At 46.9% G+C, this 17,191-nt stretch carries 22 protein-coding genes; 5 read left to right on the top strand and 17 right to left on the bottom strand.

The window, feature by feature from the left end:
• Nucleotides 1-3 precede the first annotated feature (3 nt).
• The 5 genes from E5S67_RS02385 to E5S67_RS02365 form a co-directional block, all read right to left on the bottom strand.
• Nucleotides 4-195, bottom strand: a complete 192-nt coding sequence (locus tag E5S67_RS02385) for a hypothetical protein (protein WP_006633443.1) — start codon at nucleotides 193-195, stop codon at nucleotides 4-6.
• A 379-nt stretch (nucleotides 196-574) separates the two neighbouring features.
• Complete coding sequence (gene accD, locus E5S67_RS02380) at nucleotides 575-1,525, bottom strand: acetyl-CoA carboxylase, carboxyltransferase subunit beta (RefSeq protein WP_172185105.1); 951 nt, start codon at nucleotides 1,523-1,525, stop codon at nucleotides 575-577.
• A 122-nt stretch (nucleotides 1,526-1,647) separates the two neighbouring features.
• Complete coding sequence (locus tag E5S67_RS02375; protein ID WP_172185103.1) at nucleotides 1,648-1,869, bottom strand: hypothetical protein; 222 nt, start codon at nucleotides 1,867-1,869, stop codon at nucleotides 1,648-1,650.
• A 62-nt stretch (nucleotides 1,870-1,931) separates the two neighbouring features.
• The gene (locus tag E5S67_RS02370; RefSeq protein WP_172185101.1) at nucleotides 1,932-2,762 is read right to left on the bottom strand and encodes a prepilin peptidase; all 831 of its coding nucleotides are present in this window, start codon (nucleotides 2,760-2,762) and stop codon (nucleotides 1,932-1,934) included.
• Nucleotides 2,763-2,996: 234 nt separating this feature from the next.
• The gene (locus tag E5S67_RS02365; RefSeq protein ID WP_172185099.1) at nucleotides 2,997-3,257 is read right to left on the bottom strand and encodes a hypothetical protein; all 261 of its coding nucleotides are present in this window, start codon (nucleotides 3,255-3,257) and stop codon (nucleotides 2,997-2,999) included.
• A gap of 88 nt (nucleotides 3,258-3,345) precedes the next feature.
• Between E5S67_RS02365 and E5S67_RS02360 the strand changes: the two genes are divergently transcribed.
• Entirely contained in the window at nucleotides 3,346-4,923 is a 1,578-nt protein-coding gene (locus tag E5S67_RS02360) for an adenylate/guanylate cyclase domain-containing protein (protein WP_172185097.1), read from the top strand.
• Nucleotides 4,924-5,063: 140 nt separating this feature from the next.
• Here the strand turns inward: E5S67_RS02360 and E5S67_RS02355 are convergent, their stop codons facing one another.
• The 6 genes from E5S67_RS02355 to E5S67_RS02330 all read right to left on the bottom strand — a co-directional run bounded on the left by E5S67_RS02355 (nucleotide 5,064) and on the right by E5S67_RS02330 (nucleotide 8,305).
• On the bottom strand, nucleotides 5,064-5,573 hold the full coding sequence (locus E5S67_RS02355; RefSeq protein ID WP_172185095.1) for a GNAT family N-acetyltransferase: 510 nt from the start codon (nucleotides 5,571-5,573) through the stop codon (nucleotides 5,064-5,066).
• A gap of 28 nt (nucleotides 5,574-5,601) precedes the next feature.
• Complete coding sequence (locus tag E5S67_RS02350) at nucleotides 5,602-5,967, bottom strand: clan AA aspartic protease (RefSeq protein WP_172185093.1); 366 nt, start codon at nucleotides 5,965-5,967, stop codon at nucleotides 5,602-5,604.
• Complete coding sequence (locus E5S67_RS02345; RefSeq protein WP_172185091.1) at nucleotides 5,964-6,239, bottom strand: hypothetical protein; 276 nt, start codon at nucleotides 6,237-6,239, stop codon at nucleotides 5,964-5,966. Before E5S67_RS02345 ends, E5S67_RS02350 begins: the two co-directional genes overlap by 4 nt.
• Nucleotides 6,240-6,417: 178 nt before the next feature.
• Nucleotides 6,418-7,482: a tetratricopeptide repeat protein gene (locus E5S67_RS02340; RefSeq protein ID WP_172185089.1), complete on the bottom strand. Its 1,065-nt coding sequence runs from the start codon at nucleotides 7,480-7,482 to the stop codon at nucleotides 6,418-6,420.
• 81 nt (nucleotides 7,483-7,563) lie between these two features.
• Nucleotides 7,564-7,848: a hypothetical protein gene (locus E5S67_RS02335; protein WP_172185087.1), complete on the bottom strand. Its 285-nt coding sequence runs from the start codon at nucleotides 7,846-7,848 to the stop codon at nucleotides 7,564-7,566.
• Nucleotides 7,849-8,011: 163 nt separating this feature from the next.
• Nucleotides 8,012-8,305: a hypothetical protein gene (locus tag E5S67_RS02330; RefSeq protein WP_172185085.1), complete on the bottom strand. Its 294-nt coding sequence runs from the start codon at nucleotides 8,303-8,305 to the stop codon at nucleotides 8,012-8,014.
• Between the two features lie 260 nt (nucleotides 8,306-8,565).
• On the opposite strand from E5S67_RS02330, the gene E5S67_RS02325 reads away from it, so the two are divergent.
• Nucleotides 8,566-9,498, top strand: a complete 933-nt coding sequence (locus E5S67_RS02325; protein ID WP_172185083.1) for a LysR family transcriptional regulator — start codon at nucleotides 8,566-8,568, stop codon at nucleotides 9,496-9,498.
• Between the two features lie 154 nt (nucleotides 9,499-9,652).
• Here the strand turns inward: E5S67_RS02325 and E5S67_RS02320 are convergent, their stop codons facing one another.
• Together E5S67_RS02320 and E5S67_RS02315 are read right to left on the bottom strand one after the other, a co-directional pair.
• A complete protein-coding gene (locus E5S67_RS02320) occupies nucleotides 9,653-9,976 on the bottom strand; it encodes a hypothetical protein (protein WP_172185180.1) in 324 nt (107 codons plus the stop codon).
• 59 nt (nucleotides 9,977-10,035) lie between these two features.
• A complete protein-coding gene (locus tag E5S67_RS02315) occupies nucleotides 10,036-10,971 on the bottom strand; it encodes an AraC family transcriptional regulator (RefSeq protein WP_172185081.1) in 936 nt (311 codons plus the stop codon).
• A gap of 176 nt (nucleotides 10,972-11,147) precedes the next feature.
• On the opposite strand from E5S67_RS02315, the gene E5S67_RS02310 reads away from it, so the two are divergent.
• Nucleotides 11,148-11,915 (top strand): SDR family NAD(P)-dependent oxidoreductase, encoded by a 768-nt coding sequence (locus E5S67_RS02310; protein WP_172185079.1) that lies wholly within the window; start codon nucleotides 11,148-11,150, stop codon nucleotides 11,913-11,915.
• 33 nt (nucleotides 11,916-11,948) lie between these two features.
• Entirely contained in the window at nucleotides 11,949-12,686 is a 738-nt protein-coding gene (locus tag E5S67_RS02305; protein ID WP_172185077.1) for an SDR family oxidoreductase, read from the top strand.
• A 77-nt stretch (nucleotides 12,687-12,763) separates the two neighbouring features.
• On the opposite strand, the gene E5S67_RS02300 is transcribed toward E5S67_RS02305, so the two are convergent.
• On the bottom strand, nucleotides 12,764-13,414 hold the full coding sequence (locus E5S67_RS02300) for a Uma2 family endonuclease (RefSeq protein WP_172185075.1): 651 nt from the start codon (nucleotides 13,412-13,414) through the stop codon (nucleotides 12,764-12,766).
• A 127-nt stretch (nucleotides 13,415-13,541) separates the two neighbouring features.
• Entirely contained in the window at nucleotides 13,542-14,234 is a 693-nt protein-coding gene (ispD, locus tag E5S67_RS02295) for a 2-C-methyl-D-erythritol 4-phosphate cytidylyltransferase (RefSeq protein WP_172185073.1), read from the bottom strand.
• Between the two features lie 169 nt (nucleotides 14,235-14,403).
• Here ispD and E5S67_RS02290 point away from each other — a divergent pair, with 169 nt between their 5' ends.
• On the top strand, nucleotides 14,404-15,366 hold the full coding sequence (locus E5S67_RS02290; protein ID WP_172185178.1) for a glycosyltransferase family 9 protein: 963 nt from the start codon (nucleotides 14,404-14,406) through the stop codon (nucleotides 15,364-15,366).
• A gap of 185 nt (nucleotides 15,367-15,551) precedes the next feature.
• On the opposite strand, the gene E5S67_RS02285 is transcribed toward E5S67_RS02290, so the two are convergent.
• Together E5S67_RS02285 and E5S67_RS02280 are read right to left on the bottom strand one after the other, a co-directional pair.
• Nucleotides 15,552-16,280, bottom strand: a complete 729-nt coding sequence (locus tag E5S67_RS02285; protein ID WP_172185071.1) for a response regulator transcription factor — start codon at nucleotides 16,278-16,280, stop codon at nucleotides 15,552-15,554.
• Nucleotides 16,281-16,334: 54 nt separating this feature from the next.
• The gene (locus tag E5S67_RS02280; protein ID WP_172185069.1) at nucleotides 16,335-16,946 is read right to left on the bottom strand and encodes an ATP-binding protein; all 612 of its coding nucleotides are present in this window, start codon (nucleotides 16,944-16,946) and stop codon (nucleotides 16,335-16,337) included.
• Between the last annotated feature and the right edge of the window lie 245 nt (nucleotides 16,947-17,191).

The following is a 17,191-nucleotide window of genomic DNA, read 5'->3' as shown; positions in this document are numbered from 1 at the left end:
GATCTAATCTGCAAGAAGTTTTGAGTCGCGCCTTTTTTCGAGAGTAGACATAATTGCCTTAACATCCTCCAAAGCCAAACGGGTTTGAGGGTGCTTGTAGGCAATTTCCAACTCGTCACACAAGCGGATCACGTCTTCAACAGGGACGTTGAAGTCCTCTGCTATTTCTGCGATGGACAGGTCTGCAAAACCCATAATTTTTAGGTCGCTGACAGGTCAAAATTGAGTTGACGGCTATTAACTGAAAGCCGGACAATTTCAGAAAGCGCTGTTAGCTTGTTCTGTTAGTTTGTTCTGAGATCTTGTTCGATCGCCAGCTAACTAACCGCTAACTGCGACTAGGCATTTTTGCCCAGCCCAACTTCAGGGCCAATCAACTTCCGATCAATATCATCCCACTGCTGCGTCGTTATTACCAATAGGACTTGCGCGCGGGGCTCAAAACCTAGTGTCTGCGTGAATGTCTCGCTACCAAACTCAATATTTTTGCGAGAAACCGGGTTTTGAGCAATTGCTCAGAAATTTTTCGTCTCTCCCCCGGACTTACCAACAGACAATCATCCGGCGTTGCTGCTTAGGGAGAAAGCTTGAAAGCGTGAGTCTGCGGGCGCACAGCGTGGCCGTCGCTGCCATCGAGGGCGGACAATTCCGAGCCTGCCAAGAACGGCTGGGGCTGGTGGAGGCTGATGAGCTGACCGAGAGTTTTCTTTAATTGAGTCCGGGGTACGATCAAGTCTACAAAACCGTGGGCGAAGGAGTATTCGGAAGTTTGATAATTTTCCGGCAGCTTTTCGCGCAGAGTTTGCTCGATTACCCGGCCGCCCGTAAAGGCTACAGTAGCTTTTGGCTCTGCAATTATAATGTCTCCCAGCATGGCAAAACTGGCGGTGACGCCGCCGGTGGTCGGGTGGGTCAAAATCGGGATGTAAAGCAGTCTCGCTTCCCGGTGGCGTTCCAGAGCCCCGGAAATTTTAGCCATTTGCATCAAGCTGAGCATTCCTTCTTGCATTCTCGCACCGCCAGAAGCGCAGACAATGAGCACGGACAAGCGTTCCCGCGTGGCGTGTTCGATGAGGCGAGTCAGTTTTTCTCCGACTACTGAGCCCATGCTGCCGCCGATGAACTGAAATTCCATGACTCCGAGGGCGACTGGCAAATTTTCGAGTTTGCCGATGCCTGTTTCTACGGCGTCTAGGTGGCCTGTTTTTTCTTGAAATTCTCGCAGTCGATCGCTATATTTTTTGCGATCGCGAAATTTTAGGGGATCTGTGGCGTGCAGTCCTTCGTTAATGGGCATCCAGGTATTGGGATCGATCAACTGCTCGATGCGATCGTCACTGTAAACTCTGATATGATGCCCGCATTCCAAGCAAACCATTTGATTTGCTCGCAGGTCTTTGGTATAACTCAGGGCATCGCAAGCTTCGCATTTATTCCAAAGTCCGTCCGCAATTTCTCGTTCCGGCCGTTCTTGGGAGTTCGGTACTGATTTTCGTCGATTTGCAAACCAATCAAATAGAGACATTAAAACTTGGTAATTGGTAATTGGTAATTGGTAATTTGGAATTGGTAATTAGTAATTGTTAGTTGTCAGTTGCTAGTTGTCAATTGCTAGTTGTTTAGTGACTAATGACTAATGACTAATGACTAATCACCAGATTCTGGCTCATCTTCAACTGGACTGATGAGGAGCGATGCTGTTCGCTGGTGTTCTGGAAGAACTTGCAGGGCTGTAGCACTTCCAGCACCCAAATAAGATGCTATGCCCAAGTCTACAATCCGGGCGGGGATTTGATGAGCAGCCAGGAGCTGCTGCATTAATTCCGCTTCCCAGCGAAAGCTAGTGGTTTTAAGTGTAATCCAAGACACGGGACAATTTTACCAATTTATGAACCGATATTATTAAGTTCGATCGCTAGACTACCGGCAGATCAGAAACTAAAATTAGGGAAAAACAACTGCAAGTAAGTAGATAAGATGGCTTCGCCCCACAGAGCAGTAAGTGCTGCACCGAGAGCCAGAAACGGGCCGAAAGGCATGGGTTGACGCCGATCGAGCAACCCCAGAGCGATCGCCCCGCCACCGGCAAAAGCCCCGGCTACACAGGCGATGAATCCCGCTAGCAGCAAGTATTTCCAGCCCAGCCAAGCTCCCATCAAGGCGGCCAATTTGGTATCTCCGGCGCCCATAGCATTCTGCCCCAGACCGATCGTCCCGGCGAGTCCGATCGCGTCAAACAGCCACAACCCGACAACTGCTCCCGCGATCCCGTCGAGTACCAGATAGTGTACCGAGTCGATCGGACTAAATGTCGGCCACCAACCTTTCGCCACCTGGAAAACCAATCCGAGCACCAAACCCGATCGAGTTAAAGAATTAGGCAAAGTCATTGTATCGCAATCAATCAAAGACAAAGCCAACAGCCAGCTAAACAAAGCCCAAAAACCCAGAGTTTGCACTGTTACGCCAAACCGCCAAAAGATTAGCAAAAACAGCAAACCCGTAGCTGCTTCCACCAGGGGATAACGGGCAGAAATGCGACTGCGGCAGTGATTGCAGCGTCCCCGCAGCCACAACCAACCGAAAACGGGTATATTTTCGTAACTTCTGAGTTGATTTAAACATTTGGGACAGCGAGAAGGAGGGTGTATCACCGACAAACCCGCAGGCAACCGATAGACTACCACATTTAGAAAGCTGCCAATAGCAGATCCGACAATAAAGACGATCGCCGTGACAAGGCAATTAAAAATTATTTCCATTAAGTTGTCTGTTGACTGTTCATTGTTGACTGTGATTATGTGTCACTTGTTAGTTGTTAGTTTTTAGATCGTGTCCGGTCAATTACCAATCATAAAAGGTGTTAATAGTCAAGAATGCAAGTTTTCATAAAATCCTGAAAACTTAGGCCTGCACTAGAAACCTATTTTATTGCGAGCGTTTGAGCGGACATAATATTAGTTACCAATGATTAATGACCAATTACCAATTACTCATTAATACATTTGAGATTCTATTTCGTCAAAAGTAACAAAACGTTCACCGGGCAACAAAACGGGCTGCGAAGCAAAAATTAGCTGACCTCGATCGCTGCCTTGACTGACAACTACACCGGCCGGACGCTGCATCTGGTCGGAATGCACTTTTAGATACATACCATAGGCCGATCGAGCAGCTTTGATCAAATCGGGAGCTAGCAAACTGTGACTTTCGGAAGTTTCTATCGTGGGTTCTGGGTTAGGTTGGTATGGGTTCACGGGAAACTTATCATAATGGTATTAAGTCGAGCTATTTGTGTTGCCTCTAGAGCGATCGAACTTACCTTATTTTTTAAGAATAGACTAGGTGGAAATTATTAATAGATTAACCTACAATCCTCCCTTAGCTGCGATCGAACTGCGGCTGCGATCGCTCCTTTCCGCCCAACTGTACGCTGCTGCGTGGGTAGATCCGTCCCCCGCAACGCTAATGGCGGTTTTCGATCACCTGCGCACTCTCCGCTACATCCTCCACGACTACGTACCCAGACCCGTGTCCGAATCTCCGCCCGACCCGGGCGAGGTACGCTACCAGTGGCAAACAGGCACCTTGTTGTTCACGGATTTGGCCGGGTTTACGTCGCTGTTGGAAGCGAATGCGGCCGAGGGGCGCAAGGGAGCTGAAACGCTGCTGGGGGTGATTAACGACTATTTTGCCTCGATGATTGAAATTGTCAGCAAATCGGGCGGGGACTTGCTGGAGTTTACCGGAGATGCGATGCTGGTGCAGTTTCTGTCAGGAATTCACCAAGAGGATACAGCGAGGGCGGTGCGGGCGGGTTTGCGGATGCAGCGGGCTATGGCTGAATTTGCCAATATTGAAACGGCGCGGGGTGTTTTGTCTTTGAAGATGCGGGTGGGCATCCACTGCGGCCGCTACATTAGTGCTGACATTGGTACCCCGCAGCGGATGGCTTACGTACTGCTGGGGCATTCAGTCCAGCAAGCCAAGCAAGCTGAGGGTTCTGGGACTGTGGGGCGGGTGTGTTTGACTGAAACTGCTAAAGAGTCTTTGGGAGAGGAATTTCGTTTTGAATCCGGGAAACCGGGTTATTTTTTGGTGGCGGACGATTTAACGGACGATAAACTCGGAGAGTATGATATCACTTTGACTCGGCGGCGGATGCCGAGTTCGGTGTTGCTCGATCGCAGCGTTTCGGGCTTGGTAAAAGAAATCGGGGAATCTGTCAAGCGGCTTGAACCCCTTGCTAGTTATATTCCCAAAGCCATTCTGAGGCTGCTGGTGGAAAATGCTGACAGGCGGAAAATCCCGCCGGATTTTCCTGAACCGACGGTGATGTTTGTCAACTTGATTGGTTTACCGGAGTCTGTGGACAAAGCTTCGCCGGAGGAAGAAGTCAATCTGGTAGTAAGTTTTTCTCGGGTGTTTGCGTCGATTGATGCTGTAGTGTCAGCGAAAGGGGGCGTGTTGCAAAAAGTAACGGCGCACTTAGAGGGTTCGGATATGCTGATTTATTTTGGCGTGCCCGACGCTCACACGGATGACACCAGCCGCGCGGCTAGTGCGGCGATTGCAATCCGAGATATGATTGCAGCTTTGCCTCCGGTAATTATCGGGGGTCAAGAAATAAAAGTAAGCTGTCAAATTGGGCTATCCCTGGGGCCGGTGTTTGCTGCTGAGGTTGGGGAACCCCGAGGGCGCAGGGAGTTTAATATCCTTGGCGATACGGTGAATACGGCGGCTCGGTTGATGAGCAAGGCGGGGGAAAACCAAATTTTGATTGCTGAAAGGGTGTGTGAGTCGATCGAGCTAAACTTTATTTGCGAGGCTTTGGGAGATGTTTCTCTGAAGGGGAAATCTGCTCAAACTCCGATTTTTGGATTGCAGGGTGTAAAGGTGGAGAGGGGAAAAGGGGGCGTTTAAATAAGTTTGCTGGGCAATAGTTGTGCAAGTTTTATGCTTCACAAAGGCAAGTACAGCACAACCGCTTTCCACTCTGACTCCTAAATGTCAATTGTGTAATGTTGGTTGTACGATACATCATCAGAAAAACTGCCGCTTCGTCACTCGCATAGACTAAACTCCGATCGATACTTCACCGTTCCGCTGCAATCCTGCAAAGCTCCACTTTCTAACTCCAAAACCATAAAAGCCTCATCGGGCACATCATATTCACATTTCAAGCTCTTGCTACTAGCAGGAACGAACCCAAAACGCGAATAGAAATCTGGATCGCCCAGCACAACCACTGCCTGAAATCGCGATCGCCTGCACTCTTCTAAACCCTGCTGGATCAGCAGCGTTCCTACACCTTGGCGCTGGTATTCGGGAAGAACTGCGACTGGTGCCAACCCCAGAATCGACAAATTGCTGGAACATTTTCCTGCGACCGCAACTGGACTGAAGAAAAGTTGTCCGACAATGCGATCGGATTGGACGGCAACGAATGAAAATGTAGCTGCTATTCCCCGCAATCGATCGACTAAGTTGGCCTCATTTTCTCGCCCGAATGCCGCAATATTAACTTGGCGAACTGCCTCTAAATCTTCTGGCTTTTCGGTACGGATATCCATAGTTTAAATTTATTAAATTAGTAAAAACTTACAACTCTTCAATAGTAACCAGTCCACCTTCTGTAAACTGTACAACCAGTTCATATCCATCCAGCAAAGCAGTTCCAAGTAGCGGTCTTGCTCCTGTTGCAAGTACGCGAACATCTCGCTCCTCTGCATTCCAAAGAATCGTAGCGGTATGTACCGGAAGCACTACATTGCTATTGTCAGCCAGATTCGCACGCATATTGTACTCAAAAGGCAACCCCAAGATGGATACAACTTCCAGAGGTAAGCAGAGAAAGTCGGTAAATCCTGTGTCTATCACAAATTCAATTGTAATGTCGGGTCGATCGGGCAGACGAAATACTACAGAAACCGTCGCGTGCCTATCCGTTACGATTCCGGAAATCACTTTGAAACCCGCTCCATCACTCCACCAATTGCAGCCGCCACCTTGTACCCAATCCGAATCCCAAATAACCGACCGTTCGGATTCTTTTTCCGCAACTGCCGTGCTGATTCTAAACCCATTTTGTCTACTGCGTAATCGCCTGTTTCGATATCAATAATAACCATTTTGCCGATATTCTCTTCTCGCTCTACTTCTTGACGGATTTGCTCATCGTAGAGCTTCTCGGCACGCCTTGCAACTTCTTCGCTGCTCAGCAGAATGGAGCTTTGCATATTCCACCTTTCGATCGCGATATTAATCAAATTATAGCGCCCCTCAAGCCTTTTTCCTCTTTTTGAGCCATGTATTTTTGGCAACACATGATGCAACTACTGACAGATTCTTGCCCACCAATCGCCAAAGTCTATCTTTTCCAATCTTCACCCGAGAAGCCGAACCGCTTAACTGTCATTATTGCGGCACAAGCTGACTGGAAGACAATCGCTTAATACCCTCCATCGCTGTAGTTTCTCCGGCTTTGTCACCGCCCTCGCGAGCAAGTTTCAAAGCTCGCTCGTAGGATTCGAGAGCTTTGCTATATTGAGCGAGACTTTCATAAATCGCGCCCATATTGTTGAGCAAGCGTCCGATACTTGTCTTGTCGCCGATTGCTTCTAACATTGGTATCGCTTGCTGAAAATAGATCAGCGCTTGAGTATCTTTGCCGAGTTTGCGAGAGGTAAGTGCCATGTTGTTGAGGAGGCGGCCGACGCCAGCCCTATCTCCGATTTCCCGGCGAATTGCTAAAGCTTGGTGGTAAAATTCCATCGCTCTATTAAAGTCGCCGATGTTGTAATAGACGCCGCCCATGTTATTGAGGGTACGGCCTAAATCGCGGCGATCGCCGGAAGTAGTGCGAATCGTGCGGGCTTGTTGGTAAAATTCGATCGCCTTGGCGTAATCTGCCTGTTCTGCGTACACGGCCGCGATGTTGTGGAGAGATTCTCCAATTCCAATTTGATCGTTGGCAGTTTTGGCAAGTTCCAAAGCTTCTTGGTGAAGTTTCATCGCTTCGGAAAAATTGTCCGCAACCCGGTTGACGAAACCTATGAGATTTAGAGTGCGCGCGATACGAAGCCCTTCGCCAATTTCTCGGTGAATGACTAAAGCTTGCCGCAAAACTTCCAAAGCTTTGGGCTGCGAACCCATTTCAGCATAAACTTCCCCCATATTATTGAGGGTTTCTCCGGTTCCCGGTTTGTCGCCTAGTTGCTTGCGAATTGCCAAAACTTGCTCAAAAGTCTGAATTGCTTCTCGAAACAAACCCTCGCGGTACTGTTTTACTCCTGTTTCAAAGAGTTTGTCTGCTTGCGTTTTAGGGTCTGTTGCTTGGGCGTAATCGCTCGCTTGGGCGCGCCTCGCATTTATAATTGGGGTATAAGCCCGAGCGTCTGAAATTGCCAGCAAGCTGAGTGCCGGCCATAAAACAATACTTATAGCTGCGAGATAGCTGAAGTGGTAAGAGCGGCAGTGCACCGATCGAGTCCTCCAATAGCCAAGTGATAACTATTAAGATAGAGCTTTTTGGGGTGCTCCTGCCGAATTTTTTCTCAATCCCTAGGTTCTGGCTGGGTTTTTGTCTTGCCAGACTGTCAGAATCAGCGGCATATTGTTGAGAGCGGATATGACAGCAAAGTTTTTGCTAGGTGGAAGCGATGCTTTTTCCTGGCTTTGCAAAATGATGTCCTGTTGGTCAAGCGTGATCCAAGCAGTTCCTGACAAAACTTGAAGTTCTCGATGAGTTTGAGGCAATCTGTATACCTCATTTTCCATTAGAATAATGCGATCCTCTTCGAGGGCTCCGCTAACGGGCGCTGCTAACTCGGAAATTCTTTGAAGCATAGTATCTCCTTTGAAATTAAACCATCAAAAATCAAAAATTCACAATTATTGCCTCATCACTGAAATCTTTGCATTTGCCAAATTTTGTAGCGGCGGATTCACCAATTCCTTTGATGACGGCAAACAACCTAAATAAACCCGGTTCCATACAAGCGACAATCGACTATTGGCAGTAACGCCGATCGAGCCAAGCGCGCATTTCATCCTCAGTTGCCACACAAGTAGAGCGACCTGTAGCTCGATCGCAACCGTGCCACCAAGTGTTACCATCATTATCTGAGGTTTGCCAAATTCTTAGCTCGTCTGGGCCAGCAGTGGCGACTATGAAAAACTGCCAAATTTGATTCATAACCCAAAAGAGCGATTGCCCTTTCTGTTTTTCGGAAGGTTTTGCTCGATCGGCCATCGAAAAAACTTTCATTTTTGGGGTATCGATCTGATTTTTGCCAGTAGACATAGCCAACACCTTTTAGTTATAAATACTCCAAAAATTGCACCAAAAAATTACAAATAATAGCTGAAATATGCCATGTTTTCATCGCAAATACAGCACAATATTGTTGTCGTGCAAGTTTGGTTAAAGTCTATCTGTTGCCTGATAAATTAACTTTAACTCTGCGACCATTGACAATCAAAGCATTGCTTGCATAGGTTGTATGAATAAAATCGATAGATCGAAGCCCTTGTGACAATTTGGGTACTACTGGCACAAACGCTATGAACGAAATCAATACGCGGCGGATGAAATTCTCTCAAATTCAGGCTTTGCTAGCAGTAGCAGACTGTGAAAACTTTAGCGAGGCGGCTTTGCAATTGGAACTGTCCCAATCCGCAGTCAGCCACGCCATCGCCTCTTTAGAAACAGAATTGGGAGTGCAACTGTTCCACCGGGGGCGACACGGTGCTCAACTGACGCCGGTGGGGGAAAGGGTGCTGCTTCACGGGCGTCAAATAGCCTGCGCCTTAGAAATGATGGTCAAAGAAGCGGATTTAGAAAAAGGCTTGCAGGGAGGCCAGGTACGGATAGTTACTTTTCGGAGTGTCGCAACTCATATCCTACCGGGTATTATTGCTAAATTTCGCAGTTGCTTTCCCAAAATTGCGGTCACCATTACCGAAGTTTATTATACTCAAGCTGTGGAAGAAGCTTTGCGCTCGGGCAAAGCAGACATCGGCTTTGTCTCTCTTCCCATCTCTAATGAATTTGAAACTAGAGAAATTTTGCGGGATAAATATGTTGTGTTGCTGCCGCCGAACGGACAATGTAAAAGTGCTAAGATTACCTGGGAAGAATTAGCGAACTATCCCCTGATTTTGCAGCCGGCCGAAAATCCTTGTTCGATACCGCTTCGCAAATATTTGACAACTTCCGGGTTTCCCTTAAATATCGGTTACGAACTCAGCGAAGATTCAACTATTGTCAGTATGGTGATGCAAGGTTTGGGTACAGCAATTCTGCCCCGTTTGGCCGCAGAACCGATACCTGCTTCGGTAAAAGTTTGCAGTTTGCCGGCGGATTTTGAGAGAGTAATTGGGGTGGCTGTTTTGAGGGATGCGCTGTTAGTTCCGGCCGTGTTTGCGTTTTTGGATGTAGTGACAAGTGCGGCAGAGGTTGATAGTGAGGGCGAGTTTGCGATTAATCCTTCATGAGAAACCTAAGTCAGTTGTTATTGGTTATTGGTTAGATTTGGATTTTGTTACCGCAGATATCAGCTTCGGAACACAGATGAACGCAGATGGTATTTTATCTGCGTTCATCTGCGATCAAAAAAATCGCGCAACCAATAGTGCGATCGCTGATTGCCTATTTCATGCGTTTTGCAACAAGACTAGAACTGTCGCCTTGGTGCAATTTGATTCGACCATCTACCGAGTTTTTATCCTTTAATTTGAGCCAACCGCTACCAGATGCAGGATCGTTCTCATCATTACCGTCCCATGTAAACTCAAATCGCTGATCCTTTCCATCTTTTACGACTTCGCCGTCAATTTGACCTGATACTAAACCGAATTGAAATTCTCCTGAACCTGTTTCATCAATCTCGATATAGGCTTCAACTTCCATGTCCAAATAATCACTATCCCACATTGCCATCTCTGCGATCCGCCATGTACCGCTATATTCCATTGCTTTCATCCTCCACTTGTATTAACGGAACAAAACCAATATAGTCGAAACAGTTACGCTCAAGCAGTACGCAAACGCTCAATGTCTTTAATCGGCGGCGCACCAAACATACGAGAGTATTCGCGGCTGAACTGTGAGGGGCTTTCATAACCCACCTGATAGGCAGCATTTGCCGCATCGGAGTTTTCAGCAAGCATCAGGCGACGTGCTTCTAATAGTCTTAATTGCTTTTGATATTGAAGTGGACTCATCGATGTAACTCCCTTGAAATGGTGATGGAAAGATGAAGGAGACATATTGGCTTGTCCTGCCAAATCCTCAACCCGCATCGGTTTTGCAAAATCAGTTTTAATCAGTTTGAGTACCTCGGCGATGCGCTGCATATTGCTGCCAGATGTGGCGATTTGGCGGACAGCTTCGCCTTGCTCACCCATTAAAAGACGATAATAGATTTCGCGGATAATCATCGGTGCCAGCATCGGGATATCCTGCGGCGTATCCAAAAGTCGTGTCAGTCTGAGGGCGCAATCGAGCAACGGCGCATCGGCATTGCTGACGAATAAGCCTCTGACAGAGTTTTCTTTCTTGCTTGCGCTTGGCTGGGTTTGGGCAGTGATAATATCGCAGAGTTGGCGTGGGTCTAAATTCAGCTTGAATCCTAAATACGGTTTGTCTGGAGTTGCTTCTACAACAAATCCACTCAGAGGTAAATCAACTGAGATCGCAAGATATTGAGCCGCGCCATAACGATAGGTTTCCTCACCCAGCAAGGCTTCTTTTTTGCCCTGAATGACGATGGCGAGAATAGGTTGATAGACACCGTGCAGTGCGGCGGAAACAGAAGATTCTCGCATAAATTCCAGTTTGTCTATGTCTGTTTTATGAAAACCATTTCCCTTGCCGTCGGTGTGCCGAGTTAGCAATCCCGCCAGTTCTTGACACTGATTAGCGATCGCATCTTGATTTATTACTTGGTTGAGCATTTCAATCGCCATGCTAGTTTTTTGATTGATTTAACCATTTCCTTTTGCTCATCATAGAGCATCTTGAGCCATTCCTAAACTAGGGCTTTGGAGGATTAGGCAATAAATTGCGAGGTCTGTGTATTCAAAACCCTTGCTTTTACTCATAGGATGAACACATCTGAATGAAACAGTAAAAGGATAAGGCAATGACCCAAGACAAGAAAAAAATCGCATTGGTAACAGGGGCGAGCCGAGGACTTGGCAAAAATACGGCTTTGACCCTTGCCAAAAAAGGAGTCGATGTCATCGTGACATATAACAACAGCGATGAGGATGCGAAAAATGTCGTATCTGCGATCGCCGATATCGGAGCTCAAGCCGTTGCCCTGCAACTGGATACTTCAAACACTAAAACCTTTGACGGTTTCGCGGAACAAGTCAAGCAGTCACTTCAAGACAAATGGCAGACAGAGCATTTTGATTTCCTCGTCAATAATGCTGGTGTTGGTGTTTATGCGTCTTTTGCTGATACGACGGAAGATGATTTCGATCGCTTGATGAATATTCATCTGAAGGGCGTTTTTTTCCTCACGCAGAAACTTCTTCCTTTAATCAATGATGGAGGACGGATAGTCAATATTTCCTCTGGGCTTGCCCGTTTTGCTTTACCTGGCTATGCAGCTTACGCAAGCATGAAGGGAGCGATCGAAGTTTTGACCCGATACATGGCGAAAGAACTGGGACACAGACAGATTGCTGTGAATGTGGTAGCCCCAGGCGCAATTGAAACGGATTTCAATGGCGGTGCGGTGCGTGACAATCCTGAGATTAACAGCTTTATCGCTTCGCAAACTGCCTTGGGCCGCGTCGGTCTTCCTGATGATATCGGCGGTGCGATCGCGGCTTTGCTATCGGAAGACAACAGATGGGTGAATGCACAGAGAATCGAAGTCTCTGGCGGTCAGTTTATTTAATTCAAGTCAACCTCAATAACAGGAAAAACAACCATGTTGAACGTAGAAAATAAAGTTGTTCTGATCACTGGAGCCAGTAGCGGAATCGGTGAAGCCACCGCTAAGTTGCTGTCCAAAAAAGGTGCAAAAGTTGTTTTAGGTGCACGTCGCACCGATCGCCTAGAAGCGATCGCCAAGGACATTCGTGCGGAGGGTGGAACAGTCGAATACCAGGCTCTAGATGTGACTCAGCGCAGTCAAATGGAGGATCTCGTTCAATTTGCCCAAAGCAAGTTCGATCGCGTTGATGTCCTGATTAACAATGCTGGCGTCATGCCCCTATCTGCACTCGAACAACTGAAAGTTGAGGAATGGGATCGCATGATTGATGTCAATATCAAAGGTGTTTTGTACGGCATCGCGGCGGCACTTCCTGTGATGAAAGCACAAAAATCTGGTCAGATTATCAATCTTTCCTCGATCGGCGGACACGCGGTTTCTCCTACTGCTGCTGTTTACTGTGCTACTAAATTTGCCGTTAGAGCAATCTCAGAAGGATTGAGACAAGAAGTTGGGGGCGACATTCGGGTGACGGTGATTTCTCCTGGAGTAACGGAGTCTGAGTTAGCCGAGAGCATCAGCGATGAAGCTGCAATATTGGGAATGCAAGAATTCCGCAAAATAGCTATTCCTGCGGCTGCGATCGCGCGATCGATTGTATTTGCGATCGAACAACCTGACGATGTTGATGTTAGCGAAATTATTGTCAGACCAACAGCAAGCCCTTACTAACGAAACAGGAAAACTCTCTCTCTTGAACTTACGGTCTGATGAAGCTCGTAATCTGGCGACCGCCAATGCCCAATTCGCTAGTTAGATTTCGCCATCTCTCTCACCCAGTTGCGTAAATTCACCTCTGCTTCTACCTCATCTAGCTGCGCTGCTGCCAAAAATTCGTAGAGCTTGGACTTCGGAAGTATCGGAAAAGTGGGGCTGACCGATACTTCCAAATACTCATCGTTCTCTAGCTTATAAATTCGCCATTCTCTACCATTGTAACGCCAAAACTCCGGTACTCCCATACTGGCATAGAGAGCAGGCTTGTTAATATCGGTATGGGTGATATCTATTTCCACTACTAAATCGGGTGGCGGATCTGTGGCTAAATCAACTGTACGACCGGCTACGAGGGGCTGATTTTGGATGTAATAGGCATTATCTGGTTCTGCACCGCGCTCTAAGTCCGATCGATCGAGGGTTGTCGAACCCATTGTTTTAATTTTCAAACCTAGTTCTTTCACTAAAATCCGAATCAAAAACTCGATTAAGCGTGCCGAAAATTCGTGTTCTTCTAAAGGCATGGTAATTTCTAAAGTCCCTCGATCGAATATCAATGTAGCTGCTCGTTTATCGCCAAAAATCTTGAGCAGTTGTTGATAACCTTGCCAAGTAATATTTCTAAACACCACCCGCTGTTCGCCTATGAGTAACGGTGGTGCGATCGGCGCAACAGAAATCATATGTTTACTTCCAGGTATGATCTTTCTAAGATAACATAAGAAACAGGCAAGATGCCTGTTCCACAACTAACAGATTCTTGATTGTGGAACGGGCATTTCGCCCGTTCTTAAAAATAGTCAATAAATTCTATTTACTCTGCTCTGTTCTCTGCCGCAGAATAAATTCAGCTAGTGCTAAATCTACGGGCGTTGTGACTTTCAAATTCGTCTCTTCTCCCTCCACAATTTGCACTGGTAAACCGCATTTTTCAAACAAAGCCGCATCGTCGGTAACTTCCCAACCTTTCTGTCGCCCTTCTTCGTGACACTGCTTTAACAATTTCACTTCAAATCCTTGGGGAGTCTGGGCTGCCCACAAATTGCTTCTGTCTGGCGTGTCTCGCACGATCCGACGCTCATCTACGACCTTAATCGTATCCTTGACCGGGACGGCGACAATCAAGCCCGGACAGGTCAAGAGGGCCTCGGCAGATCGATCGAACAATTCAGCAGTTGCCAAACACCTCGCGCCGTCGTGAATCAACACTCGATCGGCATTGGGCGGCAAAGCCTGCAAACCGTTGTAAACTGATTCTTGCCTGGTGGCGCCACCTTGAATCAGTTCCACGGGCTTAGCCAAAGATAAATCGCTCACAATTGCTTTAAAATCAGGAAAATCGTCTGGCTGGCCCATGATGCCAATCCAGCTAATGTGCTGCGAAGCTTCAGCAGCAGCCAAAGTCCAACTCAGCAAAGGTTTTCCCAGCAAAGTCAGCAGCAGTTTGTTCCGCTGACTCCCCATCCGTCGCCCCGAACCCGCGGCAGGAATTAATAAGTGCATTAACTAACCGTTCTTAACCCAACTAGGTATATATTAAGAGCGTCCTGTACTTTTGGGTCAGTTGTTTAGCTGTCAGCCAGTAGCTTTTAATGTCTAGAAATACTATAAGCTGATAGCTGAAGACCGATCGCTGAGAGCTACCTCGATAGATAATAGCCGATCGTTTATGATGCGAATACTAGCACTTGTCCCAGGCGGGATTGGCGACCAAATTTTATTTTTCCCCACCCTCGACGACCTCAAGCAGTCTTATCCAGAGGCGCAAATTGATGTCATCGTGGAACCGAGGGCGAAGGGCGCTTACCGAGTCTGCAAATCCGTCAAAGAAGTCTTGACGTACAATTTCAAAGACCGCAACGCTATGGCAGATTTGGGCAATTTACTGGGCGTAATTCGCGATCGCGAATACGAAGCAGTTATTTCCCTAGGCCAGCGGTGGACTGTAGGGCTGCTGCTGTGGCTGACCGGCATTCCGCAGAGAGTTGGCTATTCGGGAACCAACGGCGCTCGATTTCTCACCGCTGCTGTACCGCTCAAAACTGAACAGTACGCCGCTTCAATGTACCACGATTTGCTGCAAGGATTTAACATTAAAAATGCTTGTCCGCCGATCGCAATTAATGTACCAAAACAGGACATTCAGTGGGCGGAAGCCGAACAGCAGCGGTTGGGGGTAAAAGAAAGCGGTTACATTCTAATTCACGGCGGTTCCAGTCAATTAGCTGTGTCTAAAGGTATTGACAAAATTTACCCTACAGACAACTGGAAGCAAATAATTGAAGATTGTCAGCAGCGGCAGCCGAATTTGCCCGTTGTTGTTGTGAAAGGCCCCGAAGATGCAGACTTCGTGACAAAGTTAGTCGAGTTATGTCCGAATGTAAAAGTTATCTCGCCGGATGATGTCGGCAAGTTGGCTGCTACCATTGCTGCTGCTAATTTGATGATATGTACTGACAGTGCGCCGATGCACTTAGCTGTGGCGGTTCAAACTTATACAATAGCTTTGTTCGGCCCGACTGAACCGGCGAAATTGCTGCCCAAGAGCGATCGATTTCTGGGCATTAAATCTCCTACTGGCAAAATGGCGGACATCTCTCCTCAAGAGGTTTTAAAGAAGGTTTGGGGCGGCTAAAAACTAGGATATCTTCGGTAGGGAAACGGCATTGCCGTGTCCTCCGTTATCCAGGACACGGCACTGCCGTGTCCCTACAATTAATCAGGCGATGGTTGCATATCTCATCAAGGGCGATGGCGTTCCGCCCCGCAAGCTACGCTCATTTTGGGGTAGGGAAACGGCATTGCCGTGTCCTCCGTCGCCTAGATAAATTGGCAATTTGCCATTGCCATGCGCGAGGGCGGCTCGAACCTGTAACCGTAACCCCGAACAGTTTTAATAAACTGCGACCCCGTAGCATCAGCTTGAATCATTTTCTTGCGAATCTGACCAATATGTACGGTAACAAGTTGGTCTTCTCCTGTGTCGTCGCAGTTCCACCCCCAGATTTTTTCGATTAGCTGTTGGCGACTCCAAGATTCACCGGAATGACTTGCCAACAAATACAAGATATTAAATTCCAAGGCTGTTAAGTTGATAATGCGATCGTTGAGTGTTGCTTCCCGACGCGCTGAATCGATCGCGAATCGATCGAATACAATACGCGATGGAGTAACAGGTCTCATGCGTCTCAACACAACTTCTATACGAATTGCTAACTCGGCCAGACCAAAAGGTTTGCAGATATAGTCATCAGCACCGGCGGACATGATTTTAACTTTATCAGCTTCGTCGGTGCGGCTGCTTAGCATTACCACAAAAACATTAGTACGGCGCTGCATTTCCTGGCAGAGGAGATAGCCTGTAGTATCCGGCAAATTCCAATCAAGAACTACTAGCAGTGGCTTGAATTTCTCAAACAATTCTAAAGCCGTCTCGCCATCTGCTGCCGAATCTACTTGATATTTCTGAGTTAAAAAACGATGAACTAGAGTGCGGATGGACGGGTCATCATCCACAACGAGGATCTTGGGAGCAGTATCAGTAGTCATCACAAAAAATTTTCTTCCTACTGTTAATGGACAACTGGCAATTTCAGAACAGCTTTAGTGAAGAGTAAAGCCCAGGTCGTTCCAACTAAACAGAGTTTTTTCTGGCAATTCTTTTTTCAGCTTGGTCTTGAGGTCAAAAGGCTTGCCCCAATCCCATATTTCGATCTCTAGGCGATCGGCAAAAACTGCGATCGCAAGCTCGATCGGAGTTTCTAAGGGCAGAGTTTTGTGAGCGTGGCGAACAGCATTCGTAAACCCTTCAATCGCAGCAAGTTTACAAAGCTGCAAAACTGTTGCGGGAATGGGTAGAGGCTCTAACTGCTCGACCCACCAAAGGACTTGGGTAACAGCCTTAAAATCCGTATTTACTTCAAGGCTAATCTTGTGAATTGGCTGGTTAGAAGTGCGACCGGATTGGGGAGTTCGTTGCTCTTGAAGCCAGTTAAAGCTGTGTAAAACATCGATCGCCCGCTTGAAACAACGAGCTGGAGTGCTAGGTTGGGGTGGTACTGGCTGAAATAAATATTTCACCATTAACAAACAGTTGCGACCGTCAGAAGTGCGGGTATAACTTAGCTCATCGGCAATTTTGCCCATAAGTTTTATACCGATTCCACTATAATCTTCGTCAGAGTTTTGCGAGTTGCCACATAAGTTAAAGTTCATTTGACTGACCTCTCTTGTTTATCAAAACTTGTTTTTGTGTCTTGATAAAATCATGGCATCAATTTTATTGAGTAAAGTTTACCTGAGGTATAAACTTAGGTATATTAGAGGTTGGTATAATCGAAGTATAGTCAAGGTCTAATTAAAGTAGAAAAGGCATTACCCTAATTGGGTATAAATCTTAATTTTGATAATTTGCTTGACGGACTTATTTACTTAATTTATAATGTAAAAATAAATTTTGG

Source organism: Microcoleus asticus IPMA8 (assembly GCF_013179805.1).
In the GTDB taxonomy this organism is placed as follows: Bacteria; Cyanobacteriota; Cyanobacteriia; order Cyanobacteriales; family Microcoleaceae; genus Microcoleus; species Microcoleus asticus.
This window is presented reverse-complemented; position numbering and strand designations above follow the sequence as displayed.